Consider the following 18,171-nt stretch of genomic DNA (forward strand, 5'->3'; position numbering starts at 1 on the left):
TAGCCAAATTTTCGAAACCAAAAATGACACCCTAATTTCTATATCGGCAATGGCCCTTGGGAGTACCGTTAACATAGCGAGCCAATCTAGCTTTGCTACTAATTTAGGTAGGGTTAATGCGGTGGTGTACACGAAGTCAAACAACTTGAACCGCCCATCATTTGTCACTTTTGACGATAACTTTTCTGACTAGGACATTTAAATCATGGATGCAGTTTTTCCGATAGCGCAACGAGAAGGTGACGCTTACTACACGCTCAGTGATTTTACGAAATTGTTTGATCAAGCTAAGAGCGGTCGTTATTTAATAGGACAAGGGTACGGTTGGCATAGTGGCATTCACTTAACATCAAAAATGTTACCGTGGGGGAAAGGGCTCAGACCTATTCAAGCGATGCTTGATGGAAAAATAGTGGCATTTCGCATAAATCCTGATTACCTAACATCAACGTACCAAGAGCAAGAGTTTAAGTATAGTAATAACTTTGTGCTTATCGAGCATGAGGCTGTAAACCCCGAAGATAATGAAGATGTATTTAAGTTCTATACACTTTATATGCACCTTGCGCCACCTTCAGATATTGGCGCCAATTCATCTATAACCACGCGTTACCGTTTACAAGAAGCGAGAAATGTACGCACTTTCAAACATAGTGATGTGCCTACTAATTCTGGTGAAAAAAAACAGTCGATGTCTAAAGGAACATTACTTGAATACCTGTATGCAGAAGAGAAGGAGACCCATCCATACCAGATCGACAAAAATACCTACAAAATGATAAAGTGCCGTGTGGTAGAGAATGGTAAATCGGCAAGTGGTAGCGAAAAAGCACTGTTAAACAAGATTGTTTGGTTTGCTTCGGGTCTCAATAGTGACTTTGACATTTTAGAAGATTCCTCTGCTGTCCTATCAGAACCAGTTTCAGAACCTAAATGGATGTCGGACAAGGCGGCAATGATTAGGGACGGTAGTGTGGTTTCTTTACTCCCACTCCTATTTAGAGAGGGGATAAAGGTTTCAGCTGGGGAAGATATCGGTTACATGGGACTGCATGAGTACAGTAACGATGCAATTGGAACTAAGAAAGAAGATAATCGTGTGCATATCGAGATGTTCTCTTTTGAGGAGCCGCCCGAATTTTTCAAAAAACAGATTTCTCCCAAAAATGCGGAAGAAAATCCACTTGTTGTTCTCGATGGGGCCGATAGTAGCGGTGCCGTTGATATGAGTAATTCGTTTATTCAGCAATTACTTGAATCTGTGACAGAAGATCAAGTAACGGACTTCTCCTCGTTCACTGCTCGCGATGCCAAAGTATACTTAGACGGTAAGCGTAAACACTTTGAGCGATTTATTGTGAAACATCCTACAGATTGGCATACAGAGTCGTCACAAAGTCTTTATGAATCAATCCATCAGACCGCAAAGGAAGCTCTAGATATTAAGTGCTCCGCTGGTTTTGTGACTATAGAGGACTACCGTAACTCCCCATGGCGCGATCAAGTGATGGATAGCTTTGATCTTTTCTCGCAATTCGAACTGGAAAGAGCAGATAAGTTCTCATGGATGCAAGATTTACAAGGTGATTTGCAACTAAGCGGTGATAAGAGTCTTTGGCATTATTGGCCTTTTGTTCCTCAAACTCAAGGTGGCTTTAAGTTTACTCTAGCAATGCTACAAGAGGTATACCCTAGGGTTAAAAACTCTAAGATTGAGTTCTTGCGGGGGGTTGTGAATGAATTAAATGCCCATGTGGAGTTTTACAAACTTGATACGCCTTTAAGACGTGCTCATTTCTTTGCACAAATAATGCAAGAAACTGGTTCTAACCTATCAACGGAGGAACTATTTAGATATAGTTTTAGAGGATTAGTATTAACGTTTAGAAATTTTGCACGTGACAAGGTATCCGCTAAAGAGCTTTCATATGATGAAAGTGTGCCAGGTAAGAACACGAAACGCGATGGTAGTACTTTAACCAAAGCTGACTTTATCAGAGTTGCTAACATAGCATATGGTGGTCGTATGGGTAATGATAAAGTAAATGACGGTTGGAAATTCAGGGGTAGAGGACTAAAACAACTAACTGGTAAAAACAACTATGCAACCTTTGATAAATGGCACTCGAAAAATAAGCGAGAGTGGAGTGAAGATATAAACGTATCTTTTGTAGATAATCCAGATCTCTTATTTGAAGCCAAGTATGCCGTTCGCTCCGCAGCGTTTTTTTGGGTAACTAATAATCTTTATAAATTGGCTGATAACGGTGTTGAATACTCCGATTCTCAGGCTATCACAGCCATCGTAAATAAGAATACTGATAGCTATATTAAGCGGTTTGAAAATTTACAAAGACTTTTGAAGCTGGAGACTTTTGAATGAGATTACTTTATTTAATACTAGTGGTGCTGCTGCCATATTTTACAAGCGCTCACGCAAGCGAAGGCTGTGATCAAGAATCTGTCGTATTCGCATGTGATTTAGAAAATAAAGGTGGCAGTTTGAAAGCTTGCTTTAATCAAGCCGAGAATTCGATGTACTTTGTAGTTGACGAAAATGGGTTGAAAAGAGTTTATACCCCACGACAAGGGAAGAGTTTAGATAACTATAAATGGATAGATATTTCTCTTGAAGAGCCTGAATTCATTCCTTTGAAATTTGAAGTAAATGAAAACAAGAATGCGTACTTTTCATTGACTAGAGGTGGTGGACGGTTGAGTGTCGTTGAGAACTCCGTTGACATGATTGAAGACGAAGATGCTGTTGAATACTTCTGTGAAATGGGGACTGAAACAGCTCTGGATCCTAACGTTAGATTAAAAATAAAGCACGTAAAGCCCAATGAGTTTGAAGCTTGGGGTTAAATAGCAATAGATTCCAGTGAGAGCCTAAATAAAATTCATTGTAATAAAGAGTTAGCTTTTCTAGAAAATTTACTCGAGATGTTTGGATAAGAAATGTTCAGATAAAAAGCGCCGACAGGCGCTTTTTATTTACGTTTTAGTTAACCGTTAGAAAAGATGTAGACCAATCTTCGGAAGATTAGGCAAGCAATGCGTAGTATCTGGTCACAAGTTGGTATGAACTTGCCTTTTAGAAAACGCTAATAAAATCGCTAAACAGCTACATGCTAATAGAACGACACCTAAGTTTTGTGCTGTTCCAGCCATCGCTAATCCCGTCCCGATCATGATGTAGTACATGAGCCCAAATAAAGCGCCTGCGCTGCCAACCTGTTGTTTATAATTAACGAGTGCATCACTGAGTATGTTGGGTATCGCAATCCCGTAAGACATGACGACTAACACCATTGGAGCAACAAACCAGATTGATTGGTTCAGAATCAACACACCGACTGATCCAACGCTAATCAATATTGCTGAGAACCAAAGTAGCTGGCTTTTTCGAACATTTTTGGACACTAGGGATTTGTTTAAATAACTCCCAAGCAGAGTGCCTAACCCCAGTACCATGCCACTGTATCCAAATTGTTCGGAGTTATACCCAAGTGCTGAGAAAGTAAATGCGCCAAGCTGGTAATAAGAAAATAGAGCAATGTTATACAAAGCAACCAGTAATCCTGAGCGCCAAATTCGCGCGTCTCTTACCATTTTCCAGCTAAGTTGATGCAACCGTACTGGTGTCTGTTCCTTCTGTGTTTCAGGAAGCTTAATAACGTTATAAGCGAACAATACTAACGCGATTAAAAACAAGGCAAAAAATACATAACGGTATCCACCAAGCGCTGTAAGCTGCCCGCCTAATAGCATGCCAACTACCGGGCTGATTGATATACCCATCCCCATTAAGCTGAAGACTTTACTCAGTTCTTGACCGTCAAACGCGTCACGAAGCATGGTCTGTGTGACAACGGATCCTACCGCGATACCAAATGCGCTTAGGGCTCGCGCGGCCATGACAACAGCAAAGCTTTCAGTTTGAGTTGCGAGTAAAGATGCGCAACCATAGATAAAGAGCCCAATAAGCATGGTGGGCCTTCTTCCCAGTTTATCTGCGAGAACTCCCCAAACTACAACGCCAATGGCAAAAGCTAGGAAGTAAATCGACAATGTTTGGGCTGCTTGTGCGTGGTTTACATCAAATGATAGAGCGATTGAGCTCAACGCTGGGCTATAGGTGGTTTCTACAATTTGCGGAAACATCAACATAACCAGCATGAGCCATAAAGAGGGCTTAGTATTCATATTGTTACCCATCGTTAATGAAGTTGGCGGGCAGTATAAATGAGGCTATGATTGATCTAATAACAACATAAAAACTAAATACATCAATATTCGGACAAAATGGCGCTTATTAACGAAAAAACACAATTTGATGCAGACAAGATTACTAATTATGTAGTGGGAATTGCTGCGGATATTGGCAAGCACGACTCAGGTATGCATATGCACAAGAAAGGGCAGTTATTGTACGCACCTCAAGGTTGTATGAGTTTTGCTCTGGAAGACTCGATTTGTATTTTGCCACCGACAAAGGCGGTTTGGATCCCACCTAATACGCCGCATCGCGCACTAATGACGAATGTGGTGGCGTATCGATCTTTGTATTTTGATTGTGAGGAGTTTGCCTGTCCGAGTAAGATCACGATGATAGAAGTGAATAATTTACTCCAAGCTCTTATTGATAAAATGTCATTTTGGGAGTGGGATAAGCCTAGCAGCGAGATGGTAAATACGACGGCGCTTTTTTGGGAGGAGTTTTATGCTGCGAAACGTTATTCGTTTCAGTTGCCTTTGCCATCGCATCGGCGCTTAACAACGTTTCGTCGAGAGTTGGTTGAACCTTCATTTCTAGCTCCTTCGCTTACTACTCTTGCAAGCAAAGTTGGGGCAAGCACCAAGACGGTAACACGATTATTTAAGTCGGAAACGGGAATGAATTATCAAGATTGGCGGCAACAGTGGAGGCTTTTAAAGGCAGTTGAATTGTTATCAACGGGCATGCCAGTCAGCGCAGCTGCCGATTGGCTGGAGTTTTCGTCAGACAGTGCTTTTATTGCATTTTTCAAAAAGCAAACTGGACAAACACCTCTGACGTTTATGAAAACCAAACCTTAAGCGTCAAAATGCTCACACTCTTTCTAGAACAAACCCCAGGTTCACAGGCTCCGCCTATAAAGCATACATAGACAGGTACCAACGTGCAGGTTACTTGTCTTTACTCTGCAGTTTGCGAAAGTATTGCGTAGTAAAATCAACAAAGGCTCGGATGCGTTTTGGTTGATGTCGGTCGTGATGATAAAGGAGTGAAAATTCCACACTCGGAATGCTCCAATTGGTAAACACTTCTTTTAGCTTGCCTGTCTGGAGTTCTTGTTGACAATAAAGTGCTGGCACACGGATGATGCCATTTCCCGCCAGGGCTGCTTTTATCATTACTCTGCCACTCTTACATCGTAACTGTCCACGTATCTGGTGTTCCGTTGACTGCTTTGTATTCGTGTTCTCAAATGCCCACCGTGTCACACTACCTGTCAAACAAACGTGTTTTTCTAAGTCCTTTGGATGCGAAGGATAGCCATATGTTTCTAAATAGTTTGGGCTTGCGTATGTCCCCATTTCCACATCGATCAGTTTGCGAGCGATAAAGTTGGAGTCGTCTAACTTTCCCATTCGAAAAGCGATATCGAATTCATCCGCGATTAAATCGACACGATGGCTACTAAAATCTAAGTTAATGCTCACTTGTGGGTGTTGGATTAGAAACTGAGCAACGATATCTGCGACAACGTCTTCTCCTAAATAGCCCCCCACACAGTTGATACGAATATCACCTCTTAAGTCTTCTACATCATCAACCACTGCCATAACAGCTTGATCAATATTGTGAAGGGCAGTTTCACACTGTTTATACAGAACCTTGCCTGCTTCGGTGAGGTTCAGTGTTCGAGTGGTCCTTTGTAGCAAAGTGACACCAATCTGTTGCTCCAGATTTGTTATTTGACGTGAAACGTGTGAGCGAGAAACGCCAAGTTGCTCTGCTGCTTTCGTGAAGTTTCCTAGTTGAGCGATTAGGACGAAAGAGCGAATATCCGCAAGGTTGATGTGTGTTTGCATGATGACTTCTTCATAATTCAAAAAAGTATTGTTGCAGTATAACAACAGTGTTTCAACTAGGTCGGTATATATCAACAAACAAAGTTTTCTTAAACTTACCGCCACTGATGTAAACCGTTCGATTAAGGATTCAAAATGAAAAAGTTAATTGTTATTACAGGCGCTAGTTCAGGCATTGGTGAAGCGATTGCACGTCACTTCAGTGAACAGGGCCATGCTCTTCTTTTGTTAGCAAGACGTGTAGAACGTTTGGAAGCATTAAACTTACCAAATACGCTTTGTGAAAAGGTAGATGTGACCGACAAAGCTTCTTTTGAGGCTGCAATTGAGAAAGCTGAAGCGTTGTATGGTCCGGTAGATGCACTTGTAAATAACGCAGGCGTTATGCTTCTAGGTCAGATAGATACTCAGGAAGCATCGGAGTGGAAGCGCATGTTTGATGTGAACGTAATTGGTTTGCTCAATGGCATGCAGTCCGTCCTAGCACCTATGAAAGCACGTAACAGTGGTACGATCATTAACATCAGCTCTATTGCGGGCAAGAAAACATTCCCTGATCATGCTGCTTACTGCGGTACCAAATTTGCGGTTCATGCGGTTTCTGAAAACGTACGTGAGGAAGTTGCATCATCGAATGTTCGCGTTACCACGATTGCACCTGGTGCAGTGGAAACGGAATTACTTTCACATACAACGTCTCAAGATATTAAAGATGGTTATGACGCCTGGAAGGTGGATATGGGCGGTGTGTTGGCCGCAGACGACATTGCACGAGCAGTGCTGTTTGCTTATCAGCAACCGCAAGGTGTATGTGTTCGTGAAATTGCTTTGGCACCGACAAAACAACAACCTTAACATTGAGTTACGGCGATTTTAGGTCACTAAAGCTGTAAATTTTTTATACCGATTCGTGATTGAGATGGCATCTTTAAACTAAGTTGCGTGAAAATTTAGGCCATCCATTTAAATCCGGACACTAAGTGTGTTATTGCTTATACCCAAGTTACTCAAGGTGAGAAAAAACTTTGAGTAATTTGGGTTTTTATTTGGTCTCAATTTTAGGTAGCGAAATTTATTTAGGTCAGAAGGCGGCAGTTGTGATGAAAGGAGAGTGTGACGTAAAACCAAGTGAAGCAATACCCGTCTCTTAATGAGAATTGATTTCATCAACGTCACAAGCCGTTACAATTATCCGTTAGGTATTATACTTTGTGGGTGGTTAATATTTAACCAAACAAGGAGGTGTGTATGAAACGATTCGCAAACATACTTTTTGCAACACAAGGATTGCCAGGCCATAGTGACGCCCTCGAACAAGCGATGAGGATTGCATCTAGCAACAAAGTGCCTGTCTCAGGGCTAATAGCGTGTCCTGATTTCCCAACAGACATGATCCAGTATCAGCAAAGTTATGAGCAATCGCTGCAAGACTCCCTCAAACAAAGTATTCACGAATACAGACAGAAGCTGGGACTCACTGAAGAGGATCTCGCATTTCCTCTTACTGTGAAAAGCAGTGAAAAGCCCGCTGTCTGTATTATTCAAGAAGCATTAGCTGATAACAAAGATCTCATCATCAAAGAAGCTGAACCGCTCGGAGAAGGTGCTGAGGGTTTCAAAGCTATTGATATGACACTGTTACGCAAATGTCCTTGTCCATTATGGTTGCACCGACCAATTGATAAGCCAAGAGATAAGCGCCGTGTTGCTGTGGCTATCGACCCATTAACGGCAAGCGATGAACAGCACTCATTAGCCGTGCGTTTACTCGAATTATCGCGTTCGATAGCCGACACCTGCGATAGTCGTTTACACGTGATTTCTTGCTGGGAGTATTACTTAGAAAACTACCTTAATGGTAACGCTTGGATTCAAGTCGATGATGCTGAGTTGAAACATGAACTCGACAAGGCAAAAGCCGATCATAAACAAGCTCTGCAACAGCTGTTGGAGGAGTCTGGGATTACAGGTGAAATTGTGATTCACCACCTGCATGGAAAACCCGACGAAAAGATTCCAGATTACGTAGAGAGTATTGAGGTAGACGTGCTGGTAATGGGAACCTTAGCGAGGACTGGTATATCTGGTTATGTCATTGGTAATACGGCTGAAAATATTTTGCAATCGATTAACTGTAGTTTGGTCGCTCTTAAGCCCGATGGTTTTGTCTCACCGATTCAGTAATTGGGGTGTAACAAAGTTGGGTTTAAGTGATGTTTTAGGTAAAGGAGGGAGATGGACCTCTAGAACATGGAATTATCAATGTATCAATAAGTTATCAGAGGAGAGTGACATGAAAAACCTATGCCCGAAATGCCACACAGAAATGATAGAACGTTCGAATGTTTATGTTTGTCCGAGAAATGATATCGGTGACTGCACCTACGATGCATTCGAGTTAGCTGATGACGATAATCCATATACATTCAGCCAAGAACACGTAAGTAGTGACCTACGTTCTTATGCCGTAGCAGACAGCAAATAGCGGTTTGTATCGGCGTTCCTCTAAGTAGCACTCAGTGATTACTGTTTGCTACTTTTCCCTTGGTTTCATGATCGTTTTTGAAGCGCTTGGGCTAAAACAATACAGTGGAGTTTGTCATTTGCGCCGAATAGCGCGTACCTTCTTATAATAACGAATGGGCTGCGATGTTGAATAACATAACGGGTAAAGAAAACCTGCCGAAAAACCTAGATAATCAGTTGGTCTTACTGATTTTCCCTGCGCTGCCAGTTTTAATCTTCTCTTTTCTCTTTTATATCTATACTCCTGCAGGCGTGAGCTGGAATGCGGAATGGATACCAAGCCTCGATATCAACCTTAGCTTTAGATTAGATGGTCTTTCATTTCTTTTTGCGGGACTTGATCAGTGGGATTGGCGCACTGATTCAAATCTACGCTTTGGCTTATTTACGAGAAAGTGATAGCCGGTTTTCCTTTCATTTGTATCTAACCCTATTCATGCTTGCCATGCTAGGGATTGTGATGAGCGATAACATTCTGTTGTTATTTGTTTTCTGGGAACTCACCACCATCACTTCTTATTTACTGATCGGGTTTAATCACGAAAATAAAACGTCTCGGAAAAACGCCTTGCAGTCGCTGATTGTTACTGGTGCTGGTGGACTAGCGTTGCTAGCTGGTCTTATCTTGCTGGGAGCAATGGCAGGGAGTTATGAGCTAAATACCATTATCGAGCAGGCAGACACTATTGCGCAGCATGAATGGTTTATCCCATCTCTAGTGCTCATACTACTCGGTGCATTTACTAAATCTGCGCAATTCCCGTTTCATTTTTGGCTACCTAACGCGATGGCAGCTCCCACTCCGGTCAGTGCGTATTTACACTCGGCAACAATGGTAAAGGCAGGCATTTACCTATTAGCACGTTTATCGCCAGTTTATGCCCACAGCGAGATCTGGTTTTATGCTTTAGTCATCACTGGGAGTATCACGGCCATTTGGTGCACATTTGTCGCATTAAAACAAACTGACTTGAAGCTGATGCTAGCCTACAGCACGAATGTTGCTTTGGGTAAATTAACATTATTACTAGGTATGGGCACAGATTTGGCCGTTAGTGCAGTATTGATGTTTATTCTCGCTCACTCTTTCTATAAAGCTGCGCTGTTTATGGTGGTGGGTAATATCGACAAAGCGACAGGAACACGAGATATTGATCAATTGTACGGCCTGAAGTCAGTTCTCGTCATCAGCATGGTTGCGGGGAGTTTGGCTGCATTGTCTAAAGCGGGGTTCCCGCCGTTGTTAGGCTTTTTGAGCAAAGAATACATGTACAAGTCCGCAGTAGAGCTCAATAACTGGATCGCCTTTGTACTTTTAATCGTGAATATACTGATGGTCGCGCTAACCATTATGCTTATTGCGAGACCATTCTTTGCTCGCCGTGATCTCGTGCCGATTGAAACTAAGCCAGTTGAGACAAAAAAAGCCATGTGGATCTCGCCTTTGCTCTTGGCAGTTGGCAGCCTCCTAGTTCCGTTATTCGGTTTAAATTGGTTAGATCGCAATATTATTTTTCCGGGCTCTGCTGACATTCTGCCCACAGCAGCTCTTAAAGAGACATCACTATGGCATGGCGTGAATGTACCGTTAGTGTTAAGCGTTATTACGCTAGCGTTGGGGTATGTGGTGTACCGTGTTTATCCAGCTGTGTCTGCATTTTTTCAGCGGTTACATCTATTCGTCCCCAAAGCGGAGAATATTTTTGAACGACTATTAGATGGCATGATGACAGTGGCGAAGTGGCAAACGGCGCGGTTACAGCAAAAGAAATTGAGTCGCTATGTCCTATTATTTTTCACGGTACTTGCCGTTGCGTTACTGAGTCAGGTAGCGCTTATTCCTCTGCCTTTGGTTGGCGAACTTTCAAGTGTCACTTTCTATGAGATTGGTATTGCCTTATTGTTGATTGGTGCTGCGCTCGTATGTACGTTGTCCCACGCAAGACTTCTTGCGATTTCTGCGCTTGGTATGATTGGCTTCATGACCACGCTTGTTTTTATGATTTATAGCGCCCCGGACGTTGCGAAGACTTTACTGTTAGTGGAAACATTAATGGTGGTCTTTCTTGCATTGTTAATGCGTCATATGCCACGTCTAACCACCGTGCCCAAGCATTCAATAAGACGTAAAGTAGCGAATATTTGCATAGCAGGTGTGATAGGAGTTTCGGTTACTTTACTTTTGTTAGGAATCACGTCTCAGCCGATGGACTCTTCGGTGTCAGATTTCTTTGCAGAAAACAGTGTCCCGGGTGGACATGGGCGAAACATTGTTAACGTTATTCTGGTCGACTTTCGCGCATTTGATACATTGGGAGAAGTTGTCGTCGTTGTTATTGCTGGGATTGCGGCAGTGAGTTTGCTTAAGACAAGAGCGAAAAAGCAAAATCGTATCCAATCATTAATTTTTGCAACCACGGCACACATCGTTTCGGCACTCATGCTCGTATTTTCAGTGTATCTGTTGTTACGTGGTCATAATGAACCGGGTGGTGGCTTTATTGGTGCGTTGATTGCCGTTATTGGTTTATCACTTCTCATGTTCGCGGAATCACCGAAATACGTTCGTTCTAGGTTGTATTTCAAACCGTTTCTCATTGCGTTATCTGGCATCGCATTGAGCTTAGTTTCTGGTGCTTTGAGCTTTGCGTTTGATAAACCGTTTTTGACCGGACTGTGGTGGAAAGACGTGATACCACTAGGGACGCCATTGGTTTTTGATGTTGGTGTTTACCTTGCCGTTATAGGTGGCGTGATGGGTATGCTGCTTCGTATTAATGAGGAGCTAGAGTGATGGAAATAGTCTGGAGTGTTGTCGTTGGAGTATTTGTCGCAGCAGGTGTTTATTTAATGCTTGAAAAGCATATCTTGCGCCTTTTGTTCGGCATCATGTTACTCAGTAGTGCGGTTAACCTTGCTATTTTTACAGCTGGGAGGCTGACGCCCGGAGAACCGCCATTGATTGGCGATAATGCTCTTTTACCACCAGATAGCGCGGCAAATCCTTTACCTCAAGCGCTTATCTTAACTGCGATAGTCATCGGTTTTGGACTACTTATTTTTGCTTTAATGCTGTTCTATCGAGCTTATAAAGACACTGGAACTGCAAACGTCGATGAAATGCAACGTTCTGAGGAGGGTCAATGAGTTCGATTTTGCTTACGTTACCGGTTGTTCTCTCGCTGAGTACGGCGTTGACTATCTTCTTCGTCCGTCGCTCAACAAAAAGTGTTGAGTGGTTGAGCGGTGTAAGTGCGATTTCGAACCTTTTCGTTGCGGGCTTTCTCACAGAAAACATCATAAGTAATGGTATTCAAGCCGTTGCTTTTGGTCAGTGGAGTGCGCCATTTGGTATCGTGTTTGTCGCAGATTACCTCAGCGTTGCTATGGTGATGATAACGGCGGTGATTGGTGCGATATGTGTTTTCTACGCGATGGCGGACCTTCACCGAAAGCCCTCCTATAGCAATTACCATGCGTTAATGCACGTGTTGCTTGCTGGCGTTTATGGTGCTTTCCTGACTGGAGATATTTTTAATCTGTATGTTTGGTTTGAGGTCATGCTCATTTCATCATTTGGTTTAATGGTGTTAGATGCAACGAAAACTCAAGTTGATGGTGCAGTAAAGTACGTGATGTTGAACCTGATTTCGACGCTGGTATTTTTGCTTGCTATCGGTTTATTGTATGGAGCAACGGGCACCTTGAACTTGGCCGATCTCTACACCAAAGTAGGGGAAAATGAATTGAGCATCAACATGATGCTGTCCGCGCTATTTTTGTTTGCCTTTTCTATTAAAGCGGCACTCTTTCCTTTATTTGCTTGGTTGCCAGCTTCTTATCACACGTTACCAAGCGGTGTGGTGGCACTGTTTGCCGCGTTGCTTACTAAAGTCGGTGTATACGCGTTGATAAGAGTCTTCACCTTAGTATTTCCGCTCGCCGAGAGTGGTTGGCAACCGACGTTAATTTGGGTCGCAGGGCTAACCATGCTAACGGGCGTTTTAGGAGCGGCTAGCCAATTCGACATTAAGAAAATTCTTTCTTTTCATATTATTAGCCAAATAGGCTATATGATCATGGGGTTGGCTATTTACACTCCCTTAGCTTTAGCCGGTGCCATTTTCTACATTGTTCATCACATCATTGTAAAAGCGAATTTGTTCTTAATAGGTGGATTCATCGAGCGCAAATATGGCTCTAGTCAACTTGAACATTTGGGTGGGGTATATAAAGCTATGCCTTGGTTGGCGTTCTTGTTTCTTGTACCTGCGTTTTCTCTGGCCGGTTTCCCACCGCTATCGGGTTTCTGGGGAAAGCTATTGGTCATCAAGTCGAGCATACAGGCTGAGTATTACTGGTTAGCAGGTACCGCGTTATTGGTGGGGTTGCTTACTGTCTACTCGATGACGAAAATTTGGAGTGAGGCATTTTGGAAAAAGCCATTTAGAGATAAGCCAGAACAGACTCTGCAGGCCAAAGTACATTGGTTGTACTGCGTTCCAATTATTGTATTGACAACGTTGACGCTAATCATTGGCTTAGTGGCGGAGCCTTTTTATCAATTTTCCGTTCAAGCTGCAGAACAACTGTTAAATCCGACTGAATACATCAGAGTGGTGTTAGGAGGAAATACATGATCTATCTATTCCTCAATTTTTTCTTAGCGTTAGCGTGGATGATGCTTAATGGCAGCTATTCGAGTCTGAATTTTGTTGTCGGATTTACGGTCGGTTTTTTTGCTTTAAGGTTGAGTCAACCATTTGGATTGAAAACGAGCTATTTTCAACGTTTTGCATCTGCATTGAAGTTATTGGTGTACTTCGCTTATGAAATGGTTATATCGGTTGCGAAAGTGGTGTGGGACGTTGTGACACCTACTCATTTGAGTCAGCCTGATATCGTTTATGTCCCTCTGGAGGTCGACTCTGATCTAGAAATCACATTACTGGCGAACATGGTTTCTTTAACACCGGGCACGCTTAGTTTGGATGTTACGGCTGATAAAAAGTATCTTATCGTTCATGCCATGTTTGCACCTGAACATGAAGAGGTTATTCGCGGAATTAAAGATGGGTTAGAGCATCGAATTTTGGAGGTGACGCGTGGATAGTTGGCTGCAAATAACGGTCACTTTTGCCTATTCTGGGCTACTACTCAGCTTTGTTATGGCTTTTGCTCGTTTAATTCTAGGACCAACGCTAGCTGATCGAGTTGTGGCGTTAGATCTGATTTCATTTATCACTATCGGATTTATTACGGTTTACACCTTAGACAGCGGTGAGGACGCTCTGTTAGACATCGCCATTACATTAGGTTTGGTCGCATTTCTCGGCACGATCGCATTTGCACGTTTGATCGTTAAAAGAAAGGAGAAAGAATAATGGACGTGTTGATTGGACTATTTTTATGCTTAGGAACATTGTTGACCTTGGTTGCAAGTCTAGGTGTCCTGAGGCTTCCTGATTTGTATACCCGAATGCATGCAGCGACCAAAGCTGGAACTGTCGGAGTGAGCTGCTTGTTATTAGCGGTCGCTTTCTCACTCCCTGAAGTTACCGTGATCTCTCGGGTTATCGGTACGATGTTGTTTATCGTTCTCACTGCGCCAGTAGCCTCCCACCTGCTCGGCAGAGCAATGCGAGAGGTCGGATATAAGATTTGGCGCAATGATTAACCATTAGCGTCGAATAGTACTACGTCCTAGTTGAAATAAACTCGAAGCTGTATTGATGAAGTCGGAAGTAATTGACGGTATATTCAAATGCACGACCATCTTCTAGGTAACCAGTGGACTCAACTTTTAGAATAGGGGAAGCTTCTGATTCATTCAGGTATGAGGCCGTCTCTGCATCTAACAAATACGGTTTGACAGACTGACTGCTTTTCGCAATTTTCAATCCTTTGCTATTTTCAATGTACTCATATTTAGAACCATTCATTATGGCTATGCTCAAGTCTGGAAATAACATTGCTGGCATATGAGTGACTTCGTAAATTTCAGGCTCATCATTAATACACCTGAGTCTATGTATTTCATATGTATCATCATTGGGCGAGAGATTTAACTGCTTAGCAACCTGCTCATTCGGCTTTTTAAGTTCGAACTTTATGACTTGAGAGCTAGGTGTTTTCCCTTGTTTACTGACTTCCTCGATAAAACCCAGCAAATGTAAGGCATCATGTTGGGCTTTTAGATCGTTTACATAAGTTCCACTACCTCTTGTCCGACTAATTAAATTATTGTCGACCAGAATTTGTAAGCTTTTTCTGATGGTTACGCGGCTTACGGAAAACTCTTCTTGCAAATCACTCTCTTTTGGAAGCATCGATTTAGGTTGTAGTTCCCCATCTTTGATCTTTTTTTCTAATCGTTCCGCAATGTCTATGTATTTGGGTTTCATAATACCTCGCTAAGTCTTGGATCATGATAGCAAGAATGTGATCTGAGATGTAGTTAATACTTTTCCTTAGGATCTTTGTGTGATTTTTATCTCGTATCTATGTGCTTACACTTTAAATGTATCATAAAAGTATTAATACTTATTTTATACATTTGCAGGATAAACATTTGAGGTAGCGAAATGAAACGTCAAAAATTAACGATTGTTGGTGCTGGCAGTACATACACACTTGGTATGATGAACAGCCTTATTGCCGAAAAAGATAACTTTCCACTCGCAAAAGTCGTGTTTTACGACATAGATGAGAAACGCCAAGAATCGAATGCATTAGCTACTGAAATTCTATTGCGAGAACACTATCCAGAAGTTGAAGAGTTTGTTTATACAACGGATAAATCTGTCGCATTCGCAGATTCGGACTTTTTCTTTATCCAGATCCGCACTGGTGGGTTGGCCATGCGCGAGCGCGATGAACAAATCCCGCTATCCAACTCTTGTGTTGGGCAAGAGACATGTGGCGCGGGAGGAATGGCATATGGACTTCGCTCTATCGGCGATATGATCCAGCTAGTGAACGAGATCCGACAAACGTGTCCAGATGCGTGGATTCTTAATTACACCAACCCGGCGGCAATTGTCGCTGAAGCTTTAAATCGTGAATTTCCGCATGATAAGCGAATTCTAAATATCTGTGATATGCCAGCAGCGATTATGGTCAGCTATGCGCAATTGTTAGGATGTGAAATTTGGGACTTCGTTCCTGAATATTTTGGGCTTAATCACTATGGCTGGTTTACCAAAATTCGTAACAAACAGGGTGAAGACTTAACGGACAAAATTAAAAATATCATCCTAAAAGAAGGGATCAGTGCGGTTGATGCGGAAATAGCGGATGACCCATCGTGGCAAGCCACATTCAAAAACATGAGAACAATGCTTGCTGATAATCCAGAGTTTTTGCCGAATACGTATCTTCAATACTATTTGTACCCTGAAAAAATGGTGGCGAAAGAGGATATCAATAATACTCGCGCAAGGCAGGTAATTAACGGCCGTGAGAAACGAGTGTTCGAATTGAACGCAAGAATAATTGAAGCGGGCACCACGAAGCACGAAACACTGCATGCCGATATCCATGGTCGATACATGGTGAGAGTCGCGGCTTCGCTTGCCTACAACTTGAGCGATGTGTATCTCGTCATCGTACCGAATAATGGTGCTATTACAAATTTACAAAATGACGCCATGGTAGAAGTTCCAGCTGCGCTAACTAGTGATGGACCGAAAGCTTTTACTGTAGGAAAAATCCCAACCTTCCAAAAAGCCATGATTGAGAGCCAACTTGGTTACGAGAAATTAGTCGTGGATGCTTGGTACGAAGGAAGTCAGCAAAAGCTGATTAATGCACTCACACTTAACCGTACCGTGGTTAATGTGCCAAAAGCTAAAGAAATAACAAAACAATTACTAGAAGAAAATAAAGCCTACCTTCCTCAATTTTTTCAATAACAACTGGACGTTCGGGGCCTACTTGTAGGCTCCGTGAATGAAACAAGAGGTTTATATGAAAGACATTATTCAAAGGTTCGGGGCCGCGATGTTTGTTCCCGTTCTATTATTTCCAGCAGCGGGCATGTTATTGGGTTTCTCTGTTGTGCTGTTAAATCAAGAAGTGTTTCCTTGGGCACTAGAGGGGAGTGCTTGGGTTAAAGTCTCGACGATCATTTTACAGGCATCTCTCGCTGTATTTAAAAATATGGCACTTATTTTTGCCGTTGGGTTACCTATCGCTTTAGCTAAAAAAGCATCTGGTCGCGCTGTACTTGCAACACTCGTTTCCTACATTACGTTTAACTACGTTATTGGTGGAATCCTTCAATTTTGGGGACCAGAACTGGGCGTGAACTATACGGAAGGTGAGCGAGGTTTGACTGAAGTTGGTGGCATTCTAACGCTTGATACCAACTTACTAGGTGCCATTTTAATTGCAAGTCTCTCTGTTTGGGTTCACAACCGATTCTTTGATAAAAAGCTACCGGATTGGGCGGCTGTATTTGGCGGAACGCCATTGGTTGTGATCATTAGTTTCCCCATTATGGTCGTGATGGCAATTCTAACTTGTTTGACTTGGCCAAGTATTCAGCATGGTATTAATAATCTGCAATCATTTTTGGTTTCTGCTGGATCGTTAGGGGTATGGCTATTTACGTTTTTAGAGCGAATCATGATACCAACGGGGTTGCATCATTTCGTATATGGTCCCGTTTTTTATGGGCCAGTTGCAGTCGATGGCGGGACGGTTGCCTATTGGATTCAAAATATACAGACATTCGCCCAGAGCTCGGAAAGTTTAACGACACAATTTCCTCAGGGTGGTTTGATGTTGACGGGAATGGGTAAAGTGTTTGGTTGTACGGGTATCGCACTAGCACTCTATTCAGTTGCGAAAAAAGAAAATAAAAAGATGGTGATGGGGTTAGTGCTCGGAGCCGCAATCACAGCAATTCTTACAGGGATAACCGAACCAATAGAGTTTACATTCTTATTTATCGCACCTGCGCTGTTTGCTTTGCATGCGTTGTTATCTGCGACAATGGCAACGATCGCCTTTATGTTTGGTGTTTCCGGTAACTTTCAGACTGGCTTGATAGACTTCATTTTCCAAAACTGGTTGCCTTTGGCTGGGAACCATGCAGGAACATACGTGATTCAGATTATTATTGGTCTCATGTTTACTGGTGTTTACTTTGTTACGTTTCGCGCGCTTATTTTAAAATACAACATACTTACTCCGGGACGTGAAGGTGCAGATAGTAAGTTGTATTCCAAAGCTGACTACAAAGAAGCGAAAGAGGTCCATAACAGTAGCGCAAGTCCGTCACAAGCTAGTGCCTTTATTGAAGGTTTGGGTGGAAAAGAAAACATTGACTTGTTAACTAATTGCGCGACGCGTCTGCGTGTTAAAGTTAAAGATGTCTCTCTGGTAAAGGAGAACGCATTTTTCACACAGCACGGAGCGGTGAATATTGTTAGAAATCAAGAGAGCCTTCAAATCATCGTTGGTTTAACGGTGCCACAAGTTCGCGAAGATATGAGCCAACTGATAAAAGCTTAACCCCCAAACTAATGCTCCAGCTCATATGGCTCAAAGGTGAGATATAAT

General features: G+C 42.5%; 16 protein-coding genes and 1 pseudogene. 14 read left to right on the top strand and 3 right to left on the bottom strand.

The genetic code is table 11. The features are described from left to right. The first annotated feature begins 205 nt into the window (after positions 1-205). The gene (locus UQW94_RS00140) at positions 206-2,383 is read left to right on the top strand and encodes a hypothetical protein (RefSeq protein WP_322141890.1); all 2,178 of its coding nucleotides are present in this window, start codon (positions 206-208) and stop codon (positions 2,381-2,383) included. Then, positions 2,380-2,865, top strand: coding sequence for a hypothetical protein (locus tag UQW94_RS00145; protein WP_322141891.1), 486 nt, complete (start codon positions 2,380-2,382; stop codon positions 2,863-2,865). Before UQW94_RS00140 ends, UQW94_RS00145 begins: the two co-directional genes overlap by 4 nt. Before the next feature lie 204 nt (positions 2,866-3,069). Here UQW94_RS00145 and UQW94_RS00150 read toward each other — a convergent pair whose 3' ends face one another. Beyond that, positions 3,070-4,206, bottom strand: coding sequence for a multidrug effflux MFS transporter (locus UQW94_RS00150; protein WP_322141892.1), 1,137 nt, complete (start codon positions 4,204-4,206; stop codon positions 3,070-3,072). Between the two features lie 99 nt (positions 4,207-4,305). On the opposite strand from UQW94_RS00150, the gene UQW94_RS00155 reads away from it, so the two are divergent. Next, positions 4,306-5,079 carry an AraC family transcriptional regulator gene (locus UQW94_RS00155; protein WP_053304702.1) on the top strand — a complete coding sequence of 258 codons (774 nt, stop codon included), beginning with the start codon at positions 4,306-4,308 and terminating at the stop codon, positions 5,077-5,079. A gap of 90 nt (positions 5,080-5,169) precedes the next feature. On the opposite strand, the gene UQW94_RS00160 is transcribed toward UQW94_RS00155, so the two are convergent. Then, positions 5,170-6,078, bottom strand: coding sequence for a LysR family transcriptional regulator (locus UQW94_RS00160; RefSeq protein WP_005373334.1), 909 nt, complete (start codon positions 6,076-6,078; stop codon positions 5,170-5,172). 135 nt (positions 6,079-6,213) lie between these two features. Between UQW94_RS00160 and UQW94_RS00165 the strand changes: the two genes are divergently transcribed. The 9 genes and pseudogenes from UQW94_RS00165 (at position 6,214) to mnhG (ending at position 14,281) form a co-directional block, all read left to right on the top strand. Continuing rightward, positions 6,214-6,933: an SDR family oxidoreductase gene (locus tag UQW94_RS00165; protein WP_213897077.1), complete on the top strand. Its 720-nt coding sequence runs from the start codon at positions 6,214-6,216 to the stop codon at positions 6,931-6,933. A 393-nt stretch (positions 6,934-7,326) separates the two neighbouring features. Then, on the top strand, positions 7,327-8,262 hold the full coding sequence (locus UQW94_RS00170) for a universal stress protein (RefSeq protein ID WP_054574676.1): 936 nt from the start codon (positions 7,327-7,329) through the stop codon (positions 8,260-8,262). Positions 8,263-8,371: 109 nt separating this feature from the next. After that, on the top strand, positions 8,372-8,563 hold the full coding sequence (locus tag UQW94_RS00175) for a hypothetical protein (protein WP_005373328.1): 192 nt from the start codon (positions 8,372-8,374) through the stop codon (positions 8,561-8,563). Positions 8,564-8,727: 164 nt separating this feature from the next. After that, positions 8,728-11,398: pseudogene (gene mbhE, locus UQW94_RS00180) on the top strand (hydrogen gas-evolving membrane-bound hydrogenase subunit E). After that, positions 11,398-11,751 (top strand): Na+/H+ antiporter subunit C, encoded by a 354-nt coding sequence (locus UQW94_RS00185; protein ID WP_017633704.1) that lies wholly within the window; start codon positions 11,398-11,400, stop codon positions 11,749-11,751. Before mbhE ends, UQW94_RS00185 begins: the two are co-directional and overlap by 1 nt. Further along, positions 11,748-13,244 carry a Na+/H+ antiporter subunit D gene (locus UQW94_RS00190; protein WP_322141893.1) on the top strand — a complete coding sequence of 499 codons (1,497 nt, stop codon included), beginning with the start codon at positions 11,748-11,750 and terminating at the stop codon, positions 13,242-13,244. The genes UQW94_RS00185 and UQW94_RS00190 overlap by 4 nt, the downstream gene beginning before the upstream one ends. Next, positions 13,241-13,717: a Na+/H+ antiporter subunit E gene (locus tag UQW94_RS00195; RefSeq protein WP_005373320.1), complete on the top strand. Its 477-nt coding sequence runs from the start codon at positions 13,241-13,243 to the stop codon at positions 13,715-13,717. The genes UQW94_RS00190 and UQW94_RS00195 overlap by 4 nt, the downstream gene beginning before the upstream one ends. After that, complete coding sequence (locus tag UQW94_RS00200) at positions 13,710-13,988, top strand: cation:proton antiporter (RefSeq protein ID WP_005373317.1); 279 nt, start codon at positions 13,710-13,712, stop codon at positions 13,986-13,988. The genes UQW94_RS00195 and UQW94_RS00200 overlap by 8 nt, the downstream gene beginning before the upstream one ends. Next, the gene (gene mnhG, locus UQW94_RS00205) at positions 13,988-14,281 is read left to right on the top strand and encodes a monovalent cation/H(+) antiporter subunit G (RefSeq protein WP_005373314.1); all 294 of its coding nucleotides are present in this window, start codon (positions 13,988-13,990) and stop codon (positions 14,279-14,281) included. The genes UQW94_RS00200 and mnhG overlap by 1 nt, the downstream gene beginning before the upstream one ends. A gap of 19 nt (positions 14,282-14,300) precedes the next feature. Here the strand turns inward: mnhG and UQW94_RS00210 are convergent, their stop codons facing one another. Next, positions 14,301-15,008 (bottom strand): GntR family transcriptional regulator, encoded by a 708-nt coding sequence (locus UQW94_RS00210; RefSeq protein WP_053307578.1) that lies wholly within the window; start codon positions 15,006-15,008, stop codon positions 14,301-14,303. Positions 15,009-15,188: 180 nt separating this feature from the next. On the opposite strand from UQW94_RS00210, the gene UQW94_RS00215 reads away from it, so the two are divergent. Both UQW94_RS00215 and UQW94_RS00220 read left to right on the top strand, forming a co-directional pair. Further along, positions 15,189-16,517, top strand: a complete 1,329-nt coding sequence (locus UQW94_RS00215; protein ID WP_005373308.1) for a 6-phospho-alpha-glucosidase — start codon at positions 15,189-15,191, stop codon at positions 16,515-16,517. A 55-nt stretch (positions 16,518-16,572) separates the two neighbouring features. Further along, a complete protein-coding gene (locus tag UQW94_RS00220; protein WP_171344905.1) occupies positions 16,573-18,123 on the top strand; it encodes an alpha-glucoside-specific PTS transporter subunit IIBC in 1,551 nt (516 codons plus the stop codon). Positions 18,124-18,171: the final 48 nt, after the last annotated feature.

This window comes from Vibrio sp. PBL-C16 (genome assembly GCF_034321865.1).
GTDB classification, from domain to species: Bacteria; Pseudomonadota; Gammaproteobacteria; order Enterobacterales; family Vibrionaceae; genus Vibrio; species Vibrio alginolyticus.

Coding starts and splice junctions, on each gene's coding strand:
- UQW94_RS00140 (WP_322141890.1), top strand. CDS start 206: ATGGATGCAGTTTTTCCGATAGCGCAACGAGAAGGTGACGCTTACTAC.
- UQW94_RS00195 (WP_005373320.1), top strand. CDS start 13,241: ATGATCTATCTATTCCTCAATTTTTTCTTAGCGTTAGCGTGGATGATG.
- UQW94_RS00185 (WP_017633704.1), top strand. CDS start 11,398: ATGGAAATAGTCTGGAGTGTTGTCGTTGGAGTATTTGTCGCAGCAGGT.
- UQW94_RS00210 (WP_053307578.1), bottom strand. CDS start 15,008: ATGAAACCCAAATACATAGACATTGCGGAACGATTAGAAAAAAAGATC.
- UQW94_RS00160 (WP_005373334.1), bottom strand. CDS start 6,078: ATGCAAACACACATCAACCTTGCGGATATTCGCTCTTTCGTCCTAATC.
- UQW94_RS00175 (WP_005373328.1), top strand. CDS start 8,372: ATGAAAAACCTATGCCCGAAATGCCACACAGAAATGATAGAACGTTCG.
- UQW94_RS00220 (WP_171344905.1), top strand. CDS start 16,573: ATGAAAGACATTATTCAAAGGTTCGGGGCCGCGATGTTTGTTCCCGTT.
- UQW94_RS00215 (WP_005373308.1), top strand. CDS start 15,189: ATGAAACGTCAAAAATTAACGATTGTTGGTGCTGGCAGTACATACACA.
- mnhG (WP_005373314.1), top strand. CDS start 13,988: ATGGACGTGTTGATTGGACTATTTTTATGCTTAGGAACATTGTTGACC.
- UQW94_RS00190 (WP_322141893.1), top strand. CDS start 11,748: ATGAGTTCGATTTTGCTTACGTTACCGGTTGTTCTCTCGCTGAGTACG.
- UQW94_RS00170 (WP_054574676.1), top strand. CDS start 7,327: ATGAAACGATTCGCAAACATACTTTTTGCAACACAAGGATTGCCAGGC.
- UQW94_RS00165 (WP_213897077.1), top strand. CDS start 6,214: ATGAAAAAGTTAATTGTTATTACAGGCGCTAGTTCAGGCATTGGTGAA.
- UQW94_RS00150 (WP_322141892.1), bottom strand. CDS start 4,206: ATGAATACTAAGCCCTCTTTATGGCTCATGCTGGTTATGTTGATGTTT.
- UQW94_RS00155 (WP_053304702.1), top strand. CDS start 4,306: ATGGCGCTTATTAACGAAAAAACACAATTTGATGCAGACAAGATTACT.
- UQW94_RS00145 (WP_322141891.1), top strand. CDS start 2,380: ATGAGATTACTTTATTTAATACTAGTGGTGCTGCTGCCATATTTTACA.